At 68.2% G+C, this 18,296-nt stretch carries 15 protein-coding genes and 1 pseudogene; 12 read left to right on the top strand and 4 right to left on the bottom strand.

What is annotated here, in order from left to right; translation table 11 throughout:
- The first annotated feature begins 48 nt into the window (after positions 1–48).
- On the top strand, positions 49–837 hold the full coding sequence (locus AOZ06_RS00350) for an IclR family transcriptional regulator (RefSeq protein WP_218921917.1): 789 nt from the start codon (positions 49–51) through the stop codon (positions 835–837).
- A gap of 4 nt (positions 838–841) precedes the next feature.
- Here AOZ06_RS00350 and AOZ06_RS00345 read toward each other — a convergent pair.
- Positions 842–1,087 (bottom strand): annotated as a pseudogene (locus AOZ06_RS00345) (formyltransferase family protein); the annotation flags it as partial.
- Positions 1,088–1,261: 174 nt separating this feature from the next.
- Here AOZ06_RS00345 and betA point away from each other — a divergent pair.
- The 5 genes from betA (at position 1,262) to AOZ06_RS00320 (ending at position 7,716) form a co-directional block, all read left to right on the top strand.
- Positions 1,262–2,902 (top strand): choline dehydrogenase, encoded by a 1,641-nt coding sequence (gene betA, locus AOZ06_RS00340; RefSeq protein WP_083471419.1) that lies wholly within the window; start codon positions 1,262–1,264, stop codon positions 2,900–2,902.
- Complete coding sequence (locus tag AOZ06_RS00335) at positions 2,899–3,669, top strand: IclR family transcriptional regulator (RefSeq protein WP_054287561.1); 771 nt, start codon at positions 2,899–2,901, stop codon at positions 3,667–3,669. Before betA ends, AOZ06_RS00335 begins: the two co-directional genes overlap by 4 nt.
- Before the next feature lie 89 nt (positions 3,670–3,758).
- The gene (locus AOZ06_RS00330; RefSeq protein ID WP_236952020.1) at positions 3,759–4,799 is read left to right on the top strand and encodes a quaternary amine ABC transporter ATP-binding protein; all 1,041 of its coding nucleotides are present in this window, start codon (positions 3,759–3,761) and stop codon (positions 4,797–4,799) included.
- A gap of 44 nt (positions 4,800–4,843) precedes the next feature.
- The gene (locus AOZ06_RS00325; protein WP_218921916.1) at positions 4,844–6,772 is read left to right on the top strand and encodes an ABC transporter permease; all 1,929 of its coding nucleotides are present in this window, start codon (positions 4,844–4,846) and stop codon (positions 6,770–6,772) included.
- Complete coding sequence (locus AOZ06_RS00320; protein ID WP_054287559.1) at positions 6,769–7,716, top strand: ABC transporter substrate-binding protein; 948 nt, start codon at positions 6,769–6,771, stop codon at positions 7,714–7,716. Before AOZ06_RS00325 ends, AOZ06_RS00320 begins: the two co-directional genes overlap by 4 nt.
- 33 nt (positions 7,717–7,749) lie before the next feature.
- Here AOZ06_RS00320 and AOZ06_RS00315 read toward each other — a convergent pair whose 3' ends face one another.
- Positions 7,750–8,283 carry a PadR family transcriptional regulator gene (locus tag AOZ06_RS00315; RefSeq protein ID WP_054287558.1) on the bottom strand — a complete coding sequence of 178 codons (534 nt, stop codon included), beginning with the start codon at positions 8,281–8,283 and terminating at the stop codon, positions 7,750–7,752.
- An 82-nt stretch (positions 8,284–8,365) separates the two neighbouring features.
- Here AOZ06_RS00315 and AOZ06_RS00310 point away from each other — a divergent pair, with 82 nt between their 5' ends.
- The 6 genes from AOZ06_RS00310 to AOZ06_RS00285 all read left to right on the top strand — a co-directional run bounded on the left by AOZ06_RS00310 (position 8,366) and on the right by AOZ06_RS00285 (position 16,780).
- Complete coding sequence (locus AOZ06_RS00310) at positions 8,366–9,655, top strand: carotenoid oxygenase family protein (protein ID WP_218921915.1); 1,290 nt, start codon at positions 8,366–8,368, stop codon at positions 9,653–9,655.
- A 75-nt stretch (positions 9,656–9,730) separates the two neighbouring features.
- Positions 9,731–12,127: a GcvT family protein gene (locus AOZ06_RS00305; RefSeq protein WP_054287556.1), complete on the top strand. Its 2,397-nt coding sequence runs from the start codon at positions 9,731–9,733 to the stop codon at positions 12,125–12,127.
- Positions 12,128–12,130: 3 nt separating this feature from the next.
- Positions 12,131–13,333 (top strand): sarcosine oxidase subunit beta family protein, encoded by a 1,203-nt coding sequence (locus tag AOZ06_RS00300; RefSeq protein ID WP_054287555.1) that lies wholly within the window; start codon positions 12,131–12,133, stop codon positions 13,331–13,333.
- Between the two features lie 9 nt (positions 13,334–13,342).
- Positions 13,343–13,585 carry a sarcosine oxidase subunit delta gene (locus AOZ06_RS00295; protein ID WP_054287554.1) on the top strand — a complete coding sequence of 81 codons (243 nt, stop codon included), beginning with the start codon at positions 13,343–13,345 and terminating at the stop codon, positions 13,583–13,585.
- Positions 13,582–16,284, top strand: coding sequence for a 2Fe-2S iron-sulfur cluster-binding protein (locus AOZ06_RS00290; RefSeq protein WP_054287553.1), 2,703 nt, complete (start codon positions 13,582–13,584; stop codon positions 16,282–16,284). Before AOZ06_RS00295 ends, AOZ06_RS00290 begins: the two co-directional genes overlap by 4 nt.
- Positions 16,274–16,780: a sarcosine oxidase subunit gamma gene (locus AOZ06_RS00285; RefSeq protein ID WP_054287552.1), complete on the top strand. Its 507-nt coding sequence runs from the start codon at positions 16,274–16,276 to the stop codon at positions 16,778–16,780. Before AOZ06_RS00290 ends, AOZ06_RS00285 begins: the two co-directional genes overlap by 11 nt.
- On the opposite strand, the gene AOZ06_RS00280 is transcribed toward AOZ06_RS00285, so the two are convergent.
- Positions 16,741–17,580, bottom strand: coding sequence for a hypothetical protein (locus tag AOZ06_RS00280; protein ID WP_054287551.1), 840 nt, complete (start codon positions 17,578–17,580; stop codon positions 16,741–16,743). The two genes, AOZ06_RS00285 and AOZ06_RS00280, sit on opposite strands and share 40 nt — an antisense overlap.
- Before the next feature lie 40 nt (positions 17,581–17,620).
- The gene (locus AOZ06_RS00275) at positions 17,621–18,295 is read right to left on the bottom strand and encodes a hypothetical protein (protein WP_157232736.1); all 675 of its coding nucleotides are present in this window, start codon (positions 18,293–18,295) and stop codon (positions 17,621–17,623) included.
- Position 18,296 lies beyond the last annotated feature (1 nt).

The following is an 18,296-nucleotide window of genomic DNA, read 5'->3' as shown; positions in this document are numbered from 1 at the left end:
CAAGGGTTCAACCAGGGGAAGTAGTTAACGCTTGAGTAGAGTTGCGACATGGGGAACGAAAAGCCCGCAACCGTCCCGGCGCAGTCCACCCCTGTGCAGTCCGTGGACCGCGCGCTGGCGATCCTGGACATCCTGGCCGTCCGGGGGGAGGCCGGGGTCACCGAGATCGCGGCCGAGCTCGACGTGCACAAGTCCACGGCGTTCCGGCTGATCGGCGCGCTGGAGCAGCGCCGGCTGGTCGAACAGGTGGCCGAGCGCGGCAAGTACCGCCTCGGGTTCGGGATCGTCCGGCTCGCCGGCGCCACCACCGCCAGACTCGACCTGCCGAGAGAGAGCCACCCCGTCTGCGCGCGCCTGGCGTCCGAGTTGGACGAGACTGTGAACGTCGCGGTGATGGACTCCGGCCAGGCGACCAACATCACCCAGGTGTACGGCACCGCGGCCGTGACCACGAGGAACTGGCTCGGCCAGCGCACCCCGCTGCACGCCACGTCCAGCGGCAAGGTGCTGCTGGCGTGGGCAGGCGAGGACGACCTGACCTCGGCGATGGACACATTGGAGCGCTACACACCCGCGACGATCACCAGCCGCTCGAAGCTGCTGTCCGAACTGGACATGATCCGCGAACGCGGCTGGAGCAGCACCAACGAGGAACTGGAGATCGGGCTGAACGCGATCGCGGCGCCGATCCGAGGCGGCAGCGGGGACGTGATCGCCGCGGTCAGCGTGTCCGGGCCCGCGTACCGGCTCACCGTCGAGTCGTTCACCGCGGTCGCCGAGAAGCTGTGCGTCGGTGCCGCCGAGATCAGTTCCCGCGTCGGCTACTTCGGCGAGTAGCGACCTACTTGAACACCACCGTCCGGTGGCCGTTGAGCGGCACGCGGCGTTCGACGTGCCACTGGACCGCCCTGGCCAGTGCGAGGCGTTCGGCGTCGCGACCGGCCACGGCCAACTGCTCGGCGTCCTGGGTGTGGTCGGCACGGATCACCTCCTGCTCGATGATCGGGCCTTCGTCCAGGTCGGCCGTCACGTAGTGCGCGGTGGCGCCGACGACTTCCACGCCGCGTTCGAAGGCCTGGTGGTGGGGCACTCTCGCGCTGGGCGTCATCGCTCGCGGCGACCTTCTGTTGCGCTGTACGCGACATTTAACGTGATAAGCAACAGTGTCGGCAGCGGTTGGCGACCGGGTCAACCCCGGCTAGCCTGCAAATACTTCGCATTACGAGCAGAGTTGAGCAATACGCAACACTTGGAGGGCGCGGTGACCTACGACCACATCATCGTCGGCGGCGGTTCGGCAGGGTGCGCGCTGGCCAACCGGCTGTCGGCCGATCCCTCCACGACCGTGCTCGTGCTCGAGGCGGGCAGGCCGGACTGGATCTGGGACGTCTTCATCCACATGCCTGCCGCGCTGACCATGGTGATCGGCAACCGGTTCTACGACTGGAAATACCACTCGGAACCGGAACCGTTCATGGGCGGCCGTCGCGTCTCGCACGGCCGCGGCAAGGTGCTCGGCGGTTCCAGCAGCATCAACGGCATGATCTTCCAGCGCGGCAACCCGCTGGACCTGGAGCGCTGGGGCGCCGACAAGGGCATGCAGGACTGGGACTACGCGCATTGCCTGCCGTACTTCAGGAAGATGGAGAACTGCCTGGCGGGCGGCGACGCGTGGCGCGGTGCCGACGGCCCGCTGGTCCTGGAGCGCGGTCCAGCCACCAATCCCCTGTTCGGCGCGTTCTTCCAGGCCGTGCAGCAGGCCGGTTACCCGATCACCAAGGACGTCAACGGTTTCCAGCAGGAAGGTTTCGCCGAGTTCGACCGCAACATCCACAACGGGCGTCGTCTGTCCGCGGCCCGCGCCTACCTGCACCCGGTGATGAACCGTCCGAACCTGACGGTCAAGTGCCACACGCACGTCAACAAGGTGCTGTTCGACGGCGAACGCGCGACCGGCGTGGAGATCAGCCGGTTCGGCCGGACGAAGACCGTGCGCGGCAAGGAAGTCATCCTGTGCGGTGGTGCGATCAACACGCCTCAGCTGCTGCAGCTGTCCGGGATCGGCAACGCCAGTGAGTTGCGGGCACTGGGCATCGACGTGGTCAACGACCTGCCGGGGGTGGGCGAGAACCTGCAGGACCACCTGGAGGTCTACGTCCAGCACGCGTCGAAGAAGCCGGTGTCGCTCAACCCGGCGCTGAAGTGGCGCAACCGGCCGATGATCGGTCTGCAGTGGCTGCTGGCCCGCAAGGGACCGGCGTCGACCAACCACTTCGAAGGCGGCGGGTTCGCGCGCAGCAACGAGGATGTCGCGTACCCCAACCTGATGTTCCACTTCCTGCCGCTGGCCGTGCGCTACGACGGGTCGCAGCCGACCGCGGGCCACGGTTACCAGGTGCACATCGGACCGATGTACTCCGACGCACGCGGCTCGGTGAAGATCAAGTCCAGGGATCCGCGGGAACACCCGGCGCTGCGCTTCAACTACCTGTCCACCGAGCAGGACCGGCGCGAGTGGGTCGAGGCGATCCGCGTGGCCCGCGACATCCTCAGCCAGTCCGCGTTCGACGAGTTCGACGACGGCGAGCTGTCCCCCGGCGCCGAGGTCAGGACCGACGAGCAGATCCTCGAGTGGGTCGCCAAGGACGCCGAGACCGCGTACCACCCGTCCTGCACGGCGAAGATGGGCGTCGACGACATGTCCGTAGTGGACCCGTCGACCATGCGGGTGCACGGCGTCGACGGCTTGAGCGTGGTGGACGCGTCGGTGTTCCCGTACGTCACCAACGGCAACATCTACGCGCCCGTGATGATGGTCGCGGAGAAGGCCAGCGACCTCATCCTCGGCAACACCCCGCTGCCCCCGTCGGACGTCACCTTCTACCGCCACCACAAGCCGTGAACGCCGACAGTGGCAGCACGATCCAGTCGGTCGACCGGGCGTTGACCGTGCTGCGGCTGCTGGCCACGCACGGCGAACTGGGCGTCACCGAGATCGCGGCCAAGCTGAACGTGCACAAGTCCACGGCGTTCCGCCTGGTCACCACGCTGGAGCTGCACGACCTGGTCGAGCAGCACACCGAGCGCGGCAAGTACCGGCTCGGCGTCGGCGTGCTGCAGCTCGCCGGTGCCACCACGGCCAGGCTCGACCTGGTGCAGCGCGCCAAACCGGTGTCACAACGGCTGGCCGAAGTGGTCGGTGAGACCGTGAACATCACGGTGCTGTCCGGCCACGAAGCGCTGTACGTCGACCAGGTCGCCGGGTCGGCCGCGCTGCAGCTGCACAACTGGGTCGGCCAGCGGATCCCGCTGCACGCCACGTCCAACGGCAAGGTCCTGCTGGCGAGCGTGTCGGGGGCGCGGTTCGACGAGCTCACGTCCGGTGTCCTGAAGCGCTTCACCGACAAGACCATCATCGACCGGGCCGCGCTGCGCGCCCAGGTCGACGTGGTCCGCAGGAAGGGGTACGCGCTGGCCGTCGATGAGCTGGAAGTGGGGCTGACCGCCGTCGCCGCGCCGATCTGCGGTGCCGACGGAACGGTGGTCGGATCGATCAGCGCTTCGGGTCCGGGTTTCCGCATCACGCCTGATCACGTACCGGATGTCGCTTCCAGAGTGGTGGCGGCCGCCCATGAGGTGTCCCGCCGGTTGGGATGGCATGGCCAGTAGATGCCGCCCAGGTAGACCCATTTGCGACACGGGGCGGTCTTGACTATGTGGCCGTCGTCGAAGAATGGTGTTCCATGCACGGAACCCAGGTGCACGATACGCAACAGCCGGTGATCTCCGTCCGGAACCTGTGGAAGGTGTTCGGGCCCAAGGCCGCGCGGGTGCCCGGCTCAGCCGAGCTGGGTGCGCTGTCCCGACGCGAACTGCTGGACCGGACCGGCTGCACGGCAGCGGTCCGCGACATCGATTTCGACGTCGCCGCCGGCGAGGTCTTCGTGGTGATGGGCCTGTCCGGGTCGGGCAAGTCGACGCTGGTGCGCTGCCTGACCAGGCTGATCGAACCGACCGCGGGCGAGGTGGTCTTCGAGGGCGAGGACATCCTGACGGCCGGCCCGAAACGGCTCAGAGACCTGCGGCGCAACAAGTTCTCCATGGTGTTCCAGCACTTCGGGTTGCTCCCCCACCGGACTGTCGTCGACAACGTGTCGTACGGCCTGGAGATCCGCGGCGTGTCGAAAGCCGAACGCACCAAGCGCGCGGGCGAGGTCATCGAACTCGTCGGTCTCGACGGATACGGGGGTTCCTACCCCGACCAGCTCTCCGGCGGCATGCAGCAGCGGGTCGGGCTGGCGCGGGCGCTCGCGGGCGACCCGGACGTGCTGCTGTTCGACGAGCCCTTCTCCGCGCTCGACCCGCTGATCAGGCGGGACATGCAGAGCGAGGTGATCCGGCTGCACCACGAGGTCGGCAAGACGATGGTGTTCGTCACCCACGACCTGTCCGAGGCGTTGAAGCTCGGCGACCGCATCCTGATCATGCGCGACGGCGCGCTCGTGCAGATCGGCACCGGTGACGAACTGGTCGCGGCACCGGCCGACGACTACGTCCGCGACTTCGTGCGGGACGTGCCGCGCTCGCACGTGCTGACCCTGAAGTGGATCATGCGCCCGAAACGCGACGACGACCCGCTCGACGGTCCCGAACTGGGCCCGGACGTGGTGGTGCGGGAGGCGACGCGCAGCGTGCTGGCGGCGGAGAAGCCGGTCAAGGTCGTCAAGGACGGTGAGCTGCTCGGCATCGTCGGCGACGAGGAGATCCTGTCGGTCATCGCGGGCGGAAGTGACTCCTGATGGTGGCGACTTCGAGGACGACGGTGTCCACGAGGCTGCCGAGGATGAGCATCGTCGTGCGCAACCGCGGCCGGATCGTGGCAGGCATCCTCGCGGTGTGGTTGCTGCTGTGGCTGGTGCTGCGCGGCACGCACACCCTCGCACTCGGCGGAGCCCAGCTCACCACCGTGCACCGCTGGTTCAACGACCTGAACGACGCGATCGGCGCGGGCCGCGACTCGAACCCCCTCTTCCTGTACTTCTTCAACCACATCCGGGTGGGCATCGACGAGTTCGTCGTGGTCATCCAGTCGGTCATCGCCCAGCCGTCGTTCGACCGGCCGGTGCCGCTGATCGGCTGGTTCGGCGTGGTCGCGCTGGTCGGCTTCGGCTCGTGGGCGGTCGCGAACATCCGCGTCGCGCTGCTCGCCGCCGCCGGTTTCTTCTTCCTCGGCCTGCAAGGCCTGTGGCGCGAGAGCATGGACACGCTCGCGCTGACGCTGGCCGCCGTGATCATCTCGCTGGCGATCGGCATCCCGCTGGGCGTCTGGGCGGGGATGTCGGACCGGTTCAACCGGCTGATCACGCCGGTGCTGGACTTCATGCAGATCATGCCGTCGTTCGTGTACCTGGCGCCGCTGACCCTGTTCTTCCTGATCGGACCGGCGTCGGCGACCATCGCGACACTGATCTACGCGGCACCGCCGGTGATCCGGCTGACCGCGCACGGCATCAGATCGGCACCGCACGACACGGTGGAAGCCAGCGAGTCGCTCGGCTCGACGAGAACCCAGACGCTGACGAAAGTGCTGCTGCCCGCGGCCAAACGCACCATCGTGCTCGGCGTGAACCAGACGATCATGGCGGCGCTGGCGATGGTCACCATCGCCGCGCTGATCGACGCGCCGGGGCTGGGCAAGACCGTCGTGAAAGCGTTGCAGACACTCGACGTGGGCACCGCGTTCAACGCCGGTCTCGCGATCGTGGTGATGGCGATCGTGCTCGACCGCGTCACCACCGCGGCAGCCGGCCGGGGCCGCCGCAACCGTCCACACAGGATCATCCTGTGGCTGGCCGCGCTGCCGACGGCGTTCGCGGTCTGGCTGTCGTACACCTACGTCTGGGCCGCGGAGTTCGACTCGAACCTGGACATCGGCAGCAAGATCGCGGTGTGGGCCGGTGACGTGACCACCTGGGTGCAGTCGAACCTGGCGCCGGTCACCGGCGGCATCAAGGACGTGTTCACCCTGGTGCTGATCGACCCGTTGCAGTCCGTGCTGGCCGACTCGCCGTGGTGGCTGGTCGCGGCGGCGATCGTGGCGATCTCACTGGTCGTCGGCAGCGCGCGGGCGGCGATCGTGTCGTCGGTGTGCCTGGCGCTGATCGTGTTCTCGGGCTTGTGGTCGGACAGCATGACCACGCTCGCGTCGACGATCGTCGCGACCGCGTTCACGATGGTCATCGGCATCGTGGTCGGCGTGTGGATGGGCCGCAGCAAACGGGCCGACCGCGTCATCCGGCCGGTGCTCGACGCCGGCCAGACGATGCCGGTCTTCGTGTACCTGGTGCCGTTCCTCGCGCTGTTCGCGGCCAGCAGGTTCACCGCGATCGCGGCCGCGGTCGTGTACGCGGTGCCGGTGGCGACGAAGATCGTGGCCGACGGGATCCGCGGTGTGTCAGCGACCACAGTGGAGGCTTCGGTAGCGTCGGGGGCGAGCACGTGGCAGACGATCACCAAGGTCCAGCTGCCGATGTCGGCACGCGCGGTGGCACTGGCCACCAACCAGGGTCTGATCTACGTGCTCTGCATGGTCGTGGTCGGCGGTCTCGTCGGCGCGGGCGCGCTCGGCTACGACGTGGTAGCGGGCTTCTCACAAGGACAGCTCTACGGCAAGGGCCTGGCGGCAGGCATCGCCATCGTGCTGCTCGGGGTCATGCTCGACCGCCTGACCCAGGCCGCGGCCAACCGCATGCACAGAGGAGGTCGACGGTGAAGCGGACGCTCGGAGTCGCACTGGCGGCGGTACTGGTGCTGTCCGGGTGCGTCGGCCCGAAGGTCGGGCGGAACCAAGCCGGCAACGGCGGTGCGTGCGGCCGTTTCAAGCTCGCCGTCAACCCGTGGGTCGGTTACGAGGCCAACGCGGCGGTGATCGCCTACGTGGCGGAGAAGAACCTCGGTTGCCGGGTGACCAAGAAGGACCTGAAGGAAGAGGTCGCCTGGCAGGGCTTCGGCACCGGAGAAGTGGACGCGGTCGTGGAGAACTGGGGCCACGACGACCTGCGCAAGAAGTACATCGACGAGCAGAAGATCGGCGTGTCGGCGGGGTCGACGGGAGTGAAGGGCGAGATCGGCTGGTACGTGCCGCCGTGGCTGGCGAAGGAGCGCCCGGACATCCTGGAGTGGAAGAACCTGAACAAGTACGCGGAGCTGTTCAAGACCTCCGAGTCCGGTGCGCAGGGCCAACTGCTGGACGGCGACCCGTCGTTCGTGACCAACGACGAGGCACTGGTGAAGAACCTGGGCCTGAACTTCAAAGTGGTCTACGGCGGCAGTGAAACAGCGCTGATCCAGGCCTTCAAGCAGGCGGAGGAGAGAAGAACCCCGCTGATCGGCTACTTCTACTCACCACAGTGGCTGTTCACGGAAGTGAAGCTGGAGAAGGTGAAGCTGCCCCCGCACACCCCGGGCTGCGACGAGGTGGCGGAGAAGATCGCCTGCGACTACCCGGACTACGACCTGGACAAGGTAGTCAGCAGGAAGTTCGCCGAAGCCGACGGCCCGGCCTACCGGCTGGTGAAGAACTTCCAGTGGACCAACGCCGACCAGAACATCGTCGCCCGTTGGATAGCGGTGGACAAGATGAGCCCGGAAGCCGCGGCGAAGCGCTGGGTGGAGCAGAACCAGGAGAAGGTCAGGGCCTGGCTGCCCGCAACGTGAGGGCTTGCGCGCAGTGGGGCTGAACTCCGAAGCTCAGGTGTCGGCGCGCGTCGCGTTCTTCACCTGGGTTTCGGCCCACGCTGCCCATTCCTGGACCAGGGTGCTGGCACGCAAACCCCATTCCAGCGCGATCCGGCCGTAGAAGGTTTCCTCGTCGGACTCGTCCCGCAGTGATTCGCCGATCGCGGCCAGTTCGGCGTGCTGGTGCGCGGCGAGGTCGGCTTGCCTGCGCAGGTACGCGACGGCTTGGTCGGGTGGGATGAGGTTCAGGAAGAACACGCGCAGCAGCATCGCGCTCCGGCGCGGCGGGTCCGGGTCCACCTCGGTCATCCAGTGCTGGAGTTCGTCCCTGCCGCGCTGGGTGATCGCGTATTCCTTGCGCCCTCTCGGCCCTTGCGCGGCTACTTCGACCAGGCTCTCGTCGGCCATCTTGGCCAGTTCTCCGTAGAGCTGGCTCTGGGTTGCCGACCAGACGTTGGCCAGTGACTGCTCGAACCGCTTCAGCAGGTCGTATCCGCTGGCGGGCCCTGAGGTCAGCATGCCGAGCACGCCGTGGCGAAGGCTCATTCACCCATCATGACATTCCAGTGTTGACATGTCGAATCATGACGTTCTAGCTTCGACATGTCACTACTGGAAGGAGATGGACATGCCTGTCTACCTCGAAGGTCTGCTCGCCCCGGTCGCCGACGAGATCGAGGCCGTTGACCTGCCCGTCACCGGTGAACTGCCGCGTGAGCTGGTCGGCCGCTACTTCCGCAACGGCCCCAACCCGCAGCCCGGCCAGGATCCCGGGCACTGGTTCGCCGGAGACGGGATGATCCACGGCATCCGGATCGCCGACGGCCGCGCGGAGTGGTACCGCAACCGGTGGGTGCGCACCCGCAAGCTCGAAGGCGCCGAGTACCTCACCGAGAACGGCTTCGACCGGACCGCCGTCAGCGCGAACACCAACGTCATCAGGCACGCCGACAAGATCTTCGCCTTGGTGGAGGCCGGTTTCCCGTACGAGATGACGTCCGAACTGGACACCGTCGGCCCGTGCGACTTCGGTGGCAGGCTGACCACCGCGATGACCGCGCATCCCAAACAGGATCCGGTCACGGGTGATCTGCACTTCTTCGGCTACGGCGTCCTCCCGCCGTTCCTGACCTACCACCGGCTCGACGCCGACGGCGAACTGGTGGAGAGCAAGGAGATCGCCGTCGCGGGCCCGACGATGATGCACGACTTCGCCGTCACCGAGAACCACGTGATCTGGCTGGACCTGCCGGTCACGTTCGAGGCCGAGCGGGTCGGCAAGGGCCTGCCCTACGACTGGAGCGACAGCTACGGCGCCCGGATCGGCGTGCTGCCGACAGGCGGGGACGTGCAGTGGTTCGACGTGGACCCGTGTTACGTCTTCCACGTCGGCAACGCCTACGAGGACCAGGGCCGGATCGTGCTGGACGCCGTCCGCTACTCCCGCGACAAGTTCGTCTCGATCTGGCACAGCATCAGCGACAGCGGCAACCCCACCGACTACGCGGTCGGAACCTCGTTGCACCGCTGGATTCTCGACCCGGCGACTGGGAAGGCTGTCGAGGAGCAGCGCGACGAACGGGAGGTGGAGTTCCCGTCGTTCAACGAGGACAAGCTGGGGCGTCCGAGCCAGTTCCTGTACACCGTCACCGACAGCGCGATCGTCAAGTACAACACCGCCGATGGCGGCCACGAGATCAAGGAACTGGGCAAAGCACCAGGTGAGGCCGAGTTCGTGCACAGGCAGGGTGCGACGGCCGAGGACGACGGCTGGCTGATGTCGATCGTGACCGAGCAGGACAACAGCGGCTCGGAGCTGCTCGTGCTGGACGCCCAGACGCTGGAGTTCGCCGCGTCGGTGGAGCTCCCCCGGCGCGTTCCCGCGGGCTTCCACGGCAACTGGCTCCCGGACGCTTGACACGACAGCACCTCCGCGCGACGCTTGTTGCGCAAGCTGCGCGGTGTTGCGAATAGTGCATACTAGGAGGCTGGCGTGGCCGGACCGAGGGTCGTGATCATCGGCGCGGGAGTGGTCGGCGCCGCCCTCGCCGACGAGCTGACAGCCAAGGGCTGGACCGACGTCACGGTCGTCGACCAGGGGCCACTGCCCACGCCCGGCGGTTCCTCGTCACACGCCCCCGGGCTGGTGTTCCAGGCCAACGGGTCCAAGACCATGACCGAGCTGGCCCGGTACACGATCGAGAAGCTGGTCGAGCTCGGCTGCTTCCTTCAGGTCGGCGGCCTCGAAGTGGCCTGCACGCCGGAACGCGAGCAGGAGCTGCACCGCAGGCACGGCTGGCTCACCGCGTGGGGAGTCGAGGGCACGGTGCTCGACGCGGACAGGACTCGCGAGCTGTACCCGTTGCTGCGCGAGGACTCTGTCCGCGCGGGCCTGTACGTGCCGACCGACGGACTCGCCAAGGCCGTGCAGGCGGTGACCGTGCAGCTCAAGCGGGCCGAGGCACGCGGGGCGGTGTTGTTGGAGCGGCACGAGGTGCTCGACGTCAAGACCGAGGGCGACCGGGTCACGGGCGTGGTCACCGACAAGGGTGAGCTGGCCGCGGACATCGTGGTCTGCTGCGCCGGGATCTGGGGCCCGAAGATCGCGCGCCTTGCCGGGATGACGTTGCCGCTGGTCCCGCTGGCGCACCAGCTGGCGTGGACCGGCCAGGTGCCGGCGATCGCCGGGCAGCGGGCCGAAGCCGTCCGGCCGATCCTGCGCCACCAGGACGCGGACCTGTACTTCCGCGACCGCCACGACACGATCGGCGTCGGCTTCTACGGCCACCAGCCGATGCCGGTCGACGTGCACGACATCGCCAGCGTGGACGACGCCGAGGTCATGCCGTCGGTCATGCCGTTCACCGAGCAGGACTTCGAGGAGGCCTGGCACGAGACCCGCTGGCTGCTGCCGCCGACCAGGGACGCCAAGATCGAGCAAGGCATCAACGGCCTGTTCTCGTTCACCGTCGACGACATGCCGCTGCTCGGCGAATCCCCGGCGGTCAGCGGGTTCTGGGTCGCCGAGGCGGTCTGGGTCACGCACTCCGCAGGCGTTGCCAACGCGATGGCCGAATGGCTCGTCGAGGGTTACTGCAAGTCCTACGACCTGCACGAATGTGACGTGAACAGGTTCGAGAAGCACCACCTGGCACCGGACTACGTCACGGCACGCGGCTGCCAGAACTTCGTCGAGGTCTACGACATCAAGCACCCGTTGCAGCCGATGCAGTCCCCGAGGCCGCTGCGGACCAGCCCGTTCCACCAGCGCCAGAAGGAGCTCGGGGCGTACTTCCTCGAGGCCAACGGCTGGGAACGCCCACAGTGGTACGAGGTGAACCTGGACCAGCTCCAGGACCGTGCCGTGCACCAGCCCAACGACTGGGCGGCCCGGTTCTGGTCGCCGATCGCGGCCGTCGAAGCGCAGATCACCCGTGAGCGCGTGGCCCTGTACGACATGACGGCGTTGAAGCGGCTGGTGGTCGAAGGCCGTGGCGCGGCGGACTTCCTGCAGCGGATGACCACGGGTGACGTGCACAAGTCCGTCGGTTCGGTGACGTACTGCCTGCTGCTGGACGTCAACGGCGGCATCCGCAGTGACGTGACGGTGGCCAGGCTGGCCGAGGACCGGTTCCAGGTGGGCGCCAACGGTAACTTGGACTGGGACTGGTTCACCCGGCACCTGCCCGAGGACGTCTCTGTCCGCGACATCACCTCGAGCACGTGCTGCCTGGGCGTGTGGGGGCCGCGGGCGCGCGACCTCGTGCAGCCGTTGACCGACATCGACCTGACCGGCTTGAAGTACTTCCGCGGCAAGCAGGGCTACATCGGCAACGTCCCGGTCACCGCACTGCGGGTGTCCTATGTGGGCGAACTGGGCTGGGAGCTGTACACCGACGCGGACATGGGCCTGAAGCTGTGGGACACGCTGTGGGCGGCCGGTGAGCAGTACGGCCTCATCGCGGGCGGCCGGGCGGCGTTCAACAGCTTGCGGCTGGAGAAGGGCTACCGGTCCTTCGGCACGGACATGACCTACGAGCACGACCCGTTCGAAGCGGGTCTCGGGTTCGCGGTGAAGCTCGCCAAAGAGGAGTTCGTCGGCAAGGACGCGTTGAACCCGGGCGAGCCGCGACGCAAGCTCACGTGTCTGACGTTGGACGACACGGTGATGGGCAAGGAGCCGGTGTTCGACGGCGAGACGTGCGTCGGTTACGTGACCAGCGCGGCGTACGGGCACACGATCGGCAAAGGCATCGCGTACGCCTGGCTGCCCGCCGCGCTGAGCACACCGGGCCAGACTGTCCACATCGGATATTTCGACCGCCGGATCGAGGCGACTGTCGCCGAGGAGCCGCTGTTCGACCCGAAGATGACCCGGTTGAGGGGATGACGGATGGAGCACCCCGACTGGCTCTGGCGCACGCCCGAGCCGAAGAAGTCCTACGACGTCGTCATCGTCGGCGCGGGCGGGCACGGCCTGGCCACCGCCTACTACCTGGCACGCAACCACGGCATCACCAACGTCGCCGTGCTGGAGAAGGGCTGGCTGGCCGGCGGGAACATGGCCCGCAACACCACGATCATCCGGTCCAACTACCTGTGGGACGAGAGCGCGGGCATCTACGAGCACTCGTTGAAACTCTGGGAAGGCCTGCGGGAGGACCTGGAGTACGACTTCCTGTTCAGCCAGCGCGGTGTGCTGAACCTGGCGCACACGTCGCAGGACGTCCGTGAGGGCACGCGGCGGGTGCACGCCAACCGGCTCAACGGGATCGACGGCGAGTGGCTCACGCCGGACGAGCTCGTCGAGGTCTGCCCGATCGTGAACACCTCGCCGGACGTGCGTTATCCCGTGCTCGGCGGGACGTGGCAGCCGCGGGCCGGGATCGCCAAGCACGACTACGTGGCCTGGGCGTTCGCGCGCAAGGCCGACCGGTACGGCGTTGACCTGATCCAGGGCTGCGAGGTCACCGGCTTCATCACCGACGGCAACCGGGTGACCGGCGTCGAAACCAATCGCGGCCCGATCCACGCGGGGCGGATCGGGCTCGCGGCCGCCGGGCACACCAGCGTGCTCACGTCCACACTGGGCGTCCGGCTGCCGTTGCAAAGCCATCCGCTGCAAGCGCTTGTCTCGGAGTTGCTGGAGCCCGTGCACCCGACCGTGGTGATGTCCAACCACGTGCACGTCTACGTCAGCCAAGCGCACAAGGGTGAGCTGGTGATGGGCGCGGGCATCGACTCGTACAACTCGTACGGCCAGCGTGGTTCGGTGCACGTGATCGAGCAGCAGATGGCCGCCGCGCTGGAGCTGTTCCCGATCTTCGCGCACGCGCACCTGATCCGGACGTGGGGCGGAATCGTGGACGTCACACCGGACGCGTCGCCGATCATCGGCCGCACACCGGTGGAGAACCTGTTCGTCAACTGCGGCTGGGGCACGGGCGGGTTCAAGGCAACGCCCGGTGTCGGCTGGGTTTTCGCGCACACGCTCGCGCACGGCGAACCGCACGAGCTCAACAGGCCTTTCACGCTGGAGCGCTTCACCACCGGGGCGTTGATCGACGAACACGGCGCCGCCGCCGTGGCTCACTAGGAGGACTGCGTGCTGCTGATCAGTTGTCCCTGGTGCGGCGAGCGCGAGGAGACCGAGTTCCACTACGGCGGCCAGGCGTTCGTCGCGTACCCCGCCGACCCGGAGTCGCTGTCCGACGAGGAATGGGCGCAGTACGTGTTCTTCCGTGACAACCCCAAGGGCGACTTCGCTGAGCGGTGGGTGCACAGCGCTGGTTGCCGCCGCTGGTTCAACACCGTGCGCAACACCGTGACCAGCGAGTTCCAGTCATGAGGCTGGCGCGGGGTGGCGAGATCGACCGCACGAGACCGCTCACGTTCACGCTGGACGGCGTCGAGTACTCGGGCTTCGAGGGGGACACGGTGGCGTCGGCCATGCTGGCCAACGGAATCGTGCAGGTCGCGCCGTCGCTGTACCGGCAGCGGCCACGTGGGATCTTCTCCGCTGGTGTCGAGGAACCGAACGCGTTGGTCCAGGTCGGCGCCGAGCCTTCTCGCCAAGCGACGACGGTCCGACTGCGCGCGGGTCTCACGGCACGGACGTTGTCCGGCGTCGGCCGTCTCACCCCTGAACCTGAACAACACCGCTACGACAAGCGGTTCACGCACACTGACGTCCTGGTCATCGGCGCGGGCCCGGCCGGTCGCACGGCCGCGCGCACCGCGGCTGCCGGTGGCGCTCGCGTCATCCTCGTCGGCGCAGGACTCCCGGAATTGTCAGACCCCTCCGGTAACGTGAAATCAAGGGGTCCCCTTGGGGGAATTGGTGATGTGGGCGGGGCTGCCCAGCTCAGGGTGCTGAGTGGGGCGACGGCGTTCGGGTACTACGACAGCAACTACGTGCTCGTGGCGCACGAGCGGACCTTGTGGCACGTCCGGGCGCGCCGGGTGATCCTGGCAACCGGCGCGCACGAGCAGCCGATCGTGTTCGAGAACAACGACCGGCCCGGGATCATGCTGGCCGGTGCGGTCCGGAAGTACATCACCCGGTACGCGGTGCTACCCGGCCGCAAGGCGGTCGTGTTCACCACGAACGACAGCGCGTACGCGACCGTGGCCGCCCTGGTCCAAGCCGGTGCGGAGGTCACGGTCGTCGACTCGCGGCCGATCCCGCCCGACCTGGCGCCGAAGGGTGTCGAGGTGATCAGTGACCTGGTCACGACCACCGAGGGCCACGACCGGGTCACCGCCGTGTCCACTCAGGACCGCCGGATCGAGTGCGACCTGCTCGCGGTGTCCGGTGGGTGGCAGCCCGCGGTGCACCTGTTCAGCCAGTCCCGCGGCTCGTTGCGGTGGAACGGCCAAGCGTTCGTCCCGGACGCCCCGGCGCAGGCCAATCGCGTGGTGGGCGCCGCCAACGGGACCTTCGACACCAGGGCGGCGTTGATCGAGGCGGCCGACGCGGGCGTCGAAGCCGCTGCGGCCGTGGGGTATCCCGTCGAACCGCCACCGCTGCCCGCCGTGCAGGAACGGGAGATCACCCCGGGCAACCCGGTGTGGCTGGTGCCCGGCGATCCGGCCAACCAGTTCGTGGACCTGCAGCGGGACGCGGCGGTCGCGGACGTCCGGCGCGCGGTCGGGGCCGGGATGCGCTCGCCGGAGCACGTCAAGCGGTACACGACCATCGGCACAGGCACTGACCAGGGCCGCACGTCGAACATCCCGGCGTTGGGCGTGATCGCCTCGGTGCTGGGCACGACACCGGGTGACCTCGGCACGACGACGTTCCGGGCGCCGTCCGTGCCGGTGTCGTTCGCGTTGATGGCCGGCCGTGACCGCGGCAGGCTGCACGATCCGATCCGCACCACACCGATCCACTCGTGGCACGTCGCGAACGGCGCCGAGTTCGAGAACGTCGGCCACTGGAAGCGGCCGTGGTTCTACCCGAAGCCCGGTGAGGACATGGAAACCGCTGTGCTGCGGGAATGCCGTGCCGCGCGGACCGGGGTCGGCATGCAGGACGCGAGCACGCTCGGCAAGATCGAAGTGGTCGGGCCGGACGCGGGCGAGTTCCTCAACCGCATGTACACCAACGCGTTCAAGAAGCTGGCGGTCGGTTCGGCGCGCTACGGGATGATGTGCAAGGCCGACGGGATGGTGTTCGACGACGGCGTGACCATGCGCCTCGCCGACGACCGCTACCACGTCACCACCACGACCGGCGGCGCGGCGAACGTGCTCGACTGGTTCGAGGAGTGGTCGCAGACCGAATGGCCGGAGCTGGACGTGACGTTCACGTCGGTGACCGAGCAGTGGTCGACGATCGCGGTCGCCGGCCCGCGCTCCCGTGCGGTGATCGGCCTCGTCGCGCCGGACCTCGATGTGGCAGCCGGGGCGTTCCCGTTCATGACCTTCCGGGAAACCACGCTGCACAACGGCATTCCCGCGCGGATCGCGCGGATCTCGTTCTCCGGTGAGCTCGCCTACGAGGTGAACGTGCCCGGCTGGTACGGCCTGGCCGCGTGGGAGGCGATCCACGAAGAAGGCAAGCCGTACGGCATCACGCCCTACGGAACGGAAACCATGCACGTGTTGCGGGCGGAGAAAGGTTTCCCGATCGTCGGGCAGGACACCGACGGCACGGTCACCCCGCACGACCTGGGGATGTCGTGGATCGTGTCCAAGCAGAAGGACTTCGTGGGCAAGCGTTCGCTCAGGCGCCCGGACACCGCGCGGCCCGACCGCAAGCACCTGGTCGGTCTGCTGCCCGTCGACCCGGGGCAGTTGCTGCCGGAAGGCGCGCAGCTGGTCACGCCGGACGCGCCGATGACGCCGCCCGTCCCGATGGAAGGGCACGTGACGTCGAGTTACCGCAGTGCGGCGCTGGACCGGACGTTCGCTCTCGCGTTGATCTCCAACGGCCGCAACCGGATCGGTGAGACGCTGCTGGCGCCGCTCGGCGACCGGGTGATCGCCGCGGTCGTGACCGAGCCGGTGTTCTACGACAAGGAAGGCGCGCGCCGTGACGGTTGAGGACCTGCGTCGGAGCCCCTTGGCGGACTACCCGGGCGTCACCGAGATCCCGTTCCTGACCATGGTCGACGTCCGCGTCCCGCCTGCGGGCGACGCGGCGGCACGGATCAGCGCCCGGCTCGGCGGGCCGCTGCCGGTGGTGCCGAACTCCGTGGTGCAAGCCGGTGCCAGGCACATCCTCTGGCTCGGCCCGGACGAGTGGCTGGTGGTCGGCCCGGACGGCGACAGCGAGCTGGCCGGGATGTTCCCCGAAGCCGTCGACGTCTCGGCCAACCGGACGACGATCGAGGTGCGCAGCCGTGACCTGCTGGAACACGGCTGCACAGTGGACCTGCACCCGCGGGCGTTCCACGCGGGCCGCTGCGCGCAGACCACGATCGCCCGGACACAGGTGATCCTCTGGCAGACGTCGGACGAGCCGGTCTACCGGTTGCTGGTACGGGCGTCGTTCGCGACCTACTTGGCGGACTGGTTGTCCGACGCCTCGGGGAGTTGAAGGACGGGAAGCACTTCGTCGATCGGCATCCGCGCGGTCCGGTACCGCGCACGGCGCCAGGCGAACAGCATCACAGCGAGAATCAGGACGGGAGCGACCACGTACGTCAACGTCCACGCGAACACCGCGTGTGGATCGACCGTGACGGTCACGACGATGACCACCACGAACAACAGCAGGAGCGCAGGCAGGTAGGCGCGGCGCCATTCGAGCATCATGGACCGCTCGGTGCGCCACTGGTCGAAGCGGCCCGCGTCGGTGAGCCGGACCAGTGCGGCCACATCGGGTTTGCCGATCTCGTCCAGGAACCGGTCGGCGGCCAGGTGCTGTTCGTAGGTCTGGACATGGCGCCGCACGATCTCCTGGTCGGCTCCTGTCGCGGCTGCGATCCGCTCGGTGGCCTGCGTTTGCCTGCGCTCGCGGCCCGGCGATCCGTTCACGGCGGACAGCAGACCGAGCCCGACGCGCTTGAGCGCCCCCATGTCGCCGAGTTCCGCCATCAGCCGCAGCACGGCTGCCTCGCCGCCCCAGCCCCAGCCTTGCGACACCGCACCCGTGATCGGGTAGACCATGCTCGCGCGGTCGTTCCAGCCGATGATCACGACGGCTTTGCCCAGTTGCCGGACCGCCCGGTGGACCCATTGCGCGGCAGCGGAAAGACCGATTCGTTCGCGCGGGACGAGCACGGTGCCCGACTCGACCGGGATCACCACAGCCGACGAGACACCGCTCGCGTGCAGCAAAGGGCGGACTTCGCGCACAGGCGCGGGCACCCAGACGAGCATCCTGGATTCGGTCACGGTGTTCCCCCCAGCTCCACGTCAAGTGCCGGGAGCGTATCTACCCGGCCTTGCGGTGGACTCCCAACTGACCGAAAGGCACGACCGGCAGCACCTCGTCGACCGGCCGGCTGCGCGTCACCCGGCGCCGGTGCCAGACCATCGCACCGAACGCCGCCAGCACACCGAGCCCCATGATGATCATCGAGATGTTCAGCGCCACCGCGAGCGCCATCCACACGATGGCCGCGATGAAGTAGAGGACGACGGGGCCGGCGCCCGGCAGCTCGGGCATGCGCTCGTCCAGCGCGCCCTCGCCGATCCGCCGCGCGACCTGCGCGGTTTCCGGCTTGCCGACCGCTTCGAGCAGCCGGACCGCGTTGTCCGCGTCTGTGCGCAGGTACGGCACGACCGTGTCCTCGCTGACGCCGAACGCCTCGGCGAGCCGCGCGCTCAGGCTCGTGGCCAGCACACCGGCGACCCTGATCGGATACGAGTTCCCGCGGTAGCCGAAGGCGAAGACCACCGCGACATCGGCGACCTTCTGCGTCACCTGGGCCCAGCGGTGGGTGTCCCTGATCTCGGTGACGTGGCCGAGCACGACCACGGTCCCCGCGTCGGCGGGCACCAGCACCGCCGCGCCGAGACCAGCCGCGTGCAGCGCCTGGCGGACGTTCCCCGCCGGGGCGGGCACCCACACCATCGCTCGCCTGAACCGGGCGAGGCCCCTGCTCACC

It is taken from the genome of Kibdelosporangium phytohabitans, from assembly GCF_001302585.1.
GTDB classification, from domain to species: Bacteria; Actinomycetota; Actinomycetes; order Mycobacteriales; family Pseudonocardiaceae; genus Kibdelosporangium; species Kibdelosporangium phytohabitans.
Note: the sequence above shows the minus strand (reverse complement) of the source record. Positions and strands in the feature narration are given on the sequence as shown.

What these genes read in the sequence shown, in the direction of transcription:
- AOZ06_RS00325 (WP_218921916.1), top strand. Translation starts at nt 4,844, where the DNA reads ATGAGCATCGTCGTGCGCAACCGCGGCCGGATCGTGGCAGGCATCCTC.
- AOZ06_RS00310 (WP_218921915.1), top strand. Translation starts at nt 8,366, where the DNA reads ATGCCTGTCTACCTCGAAGGTCTGCTCGCCCCGGTCGCCGACGAGATC.
- AOZ06_RS00300 (WP_054287555.1), top strand. Translation starts at nt 12,131, where the DNA reads ATGGAGCACCCCGACTGGCTCTGGCGCACGCCCGAGCCGAAGAAGTCC.
- AOZ06_RS00350 (WP_218921917.1), top strand. Translation starts at nt 49, where the DNA reads ATGGGGAACGAAAAGCCCGCAACCGTCCCGGCGCAGTCCACCCCTGTG.
- AOZ06_RS00290 (WP_054287553.1), top strand. Translation starts at nt 13,582, where the DNA reads ATGAGGCTGGCGCGGGGTGGCGAGATCGACCGCACGAGACCGCTCACG.
- AOZ06_RS00315 (WP_054287558.1), bottom strand. Translation starts at nt 8,283, where the DNA reads ATGAGCCTTCGCCACGGCGTGCTCGGCATGCTGACCTCAGGGCCCGCC.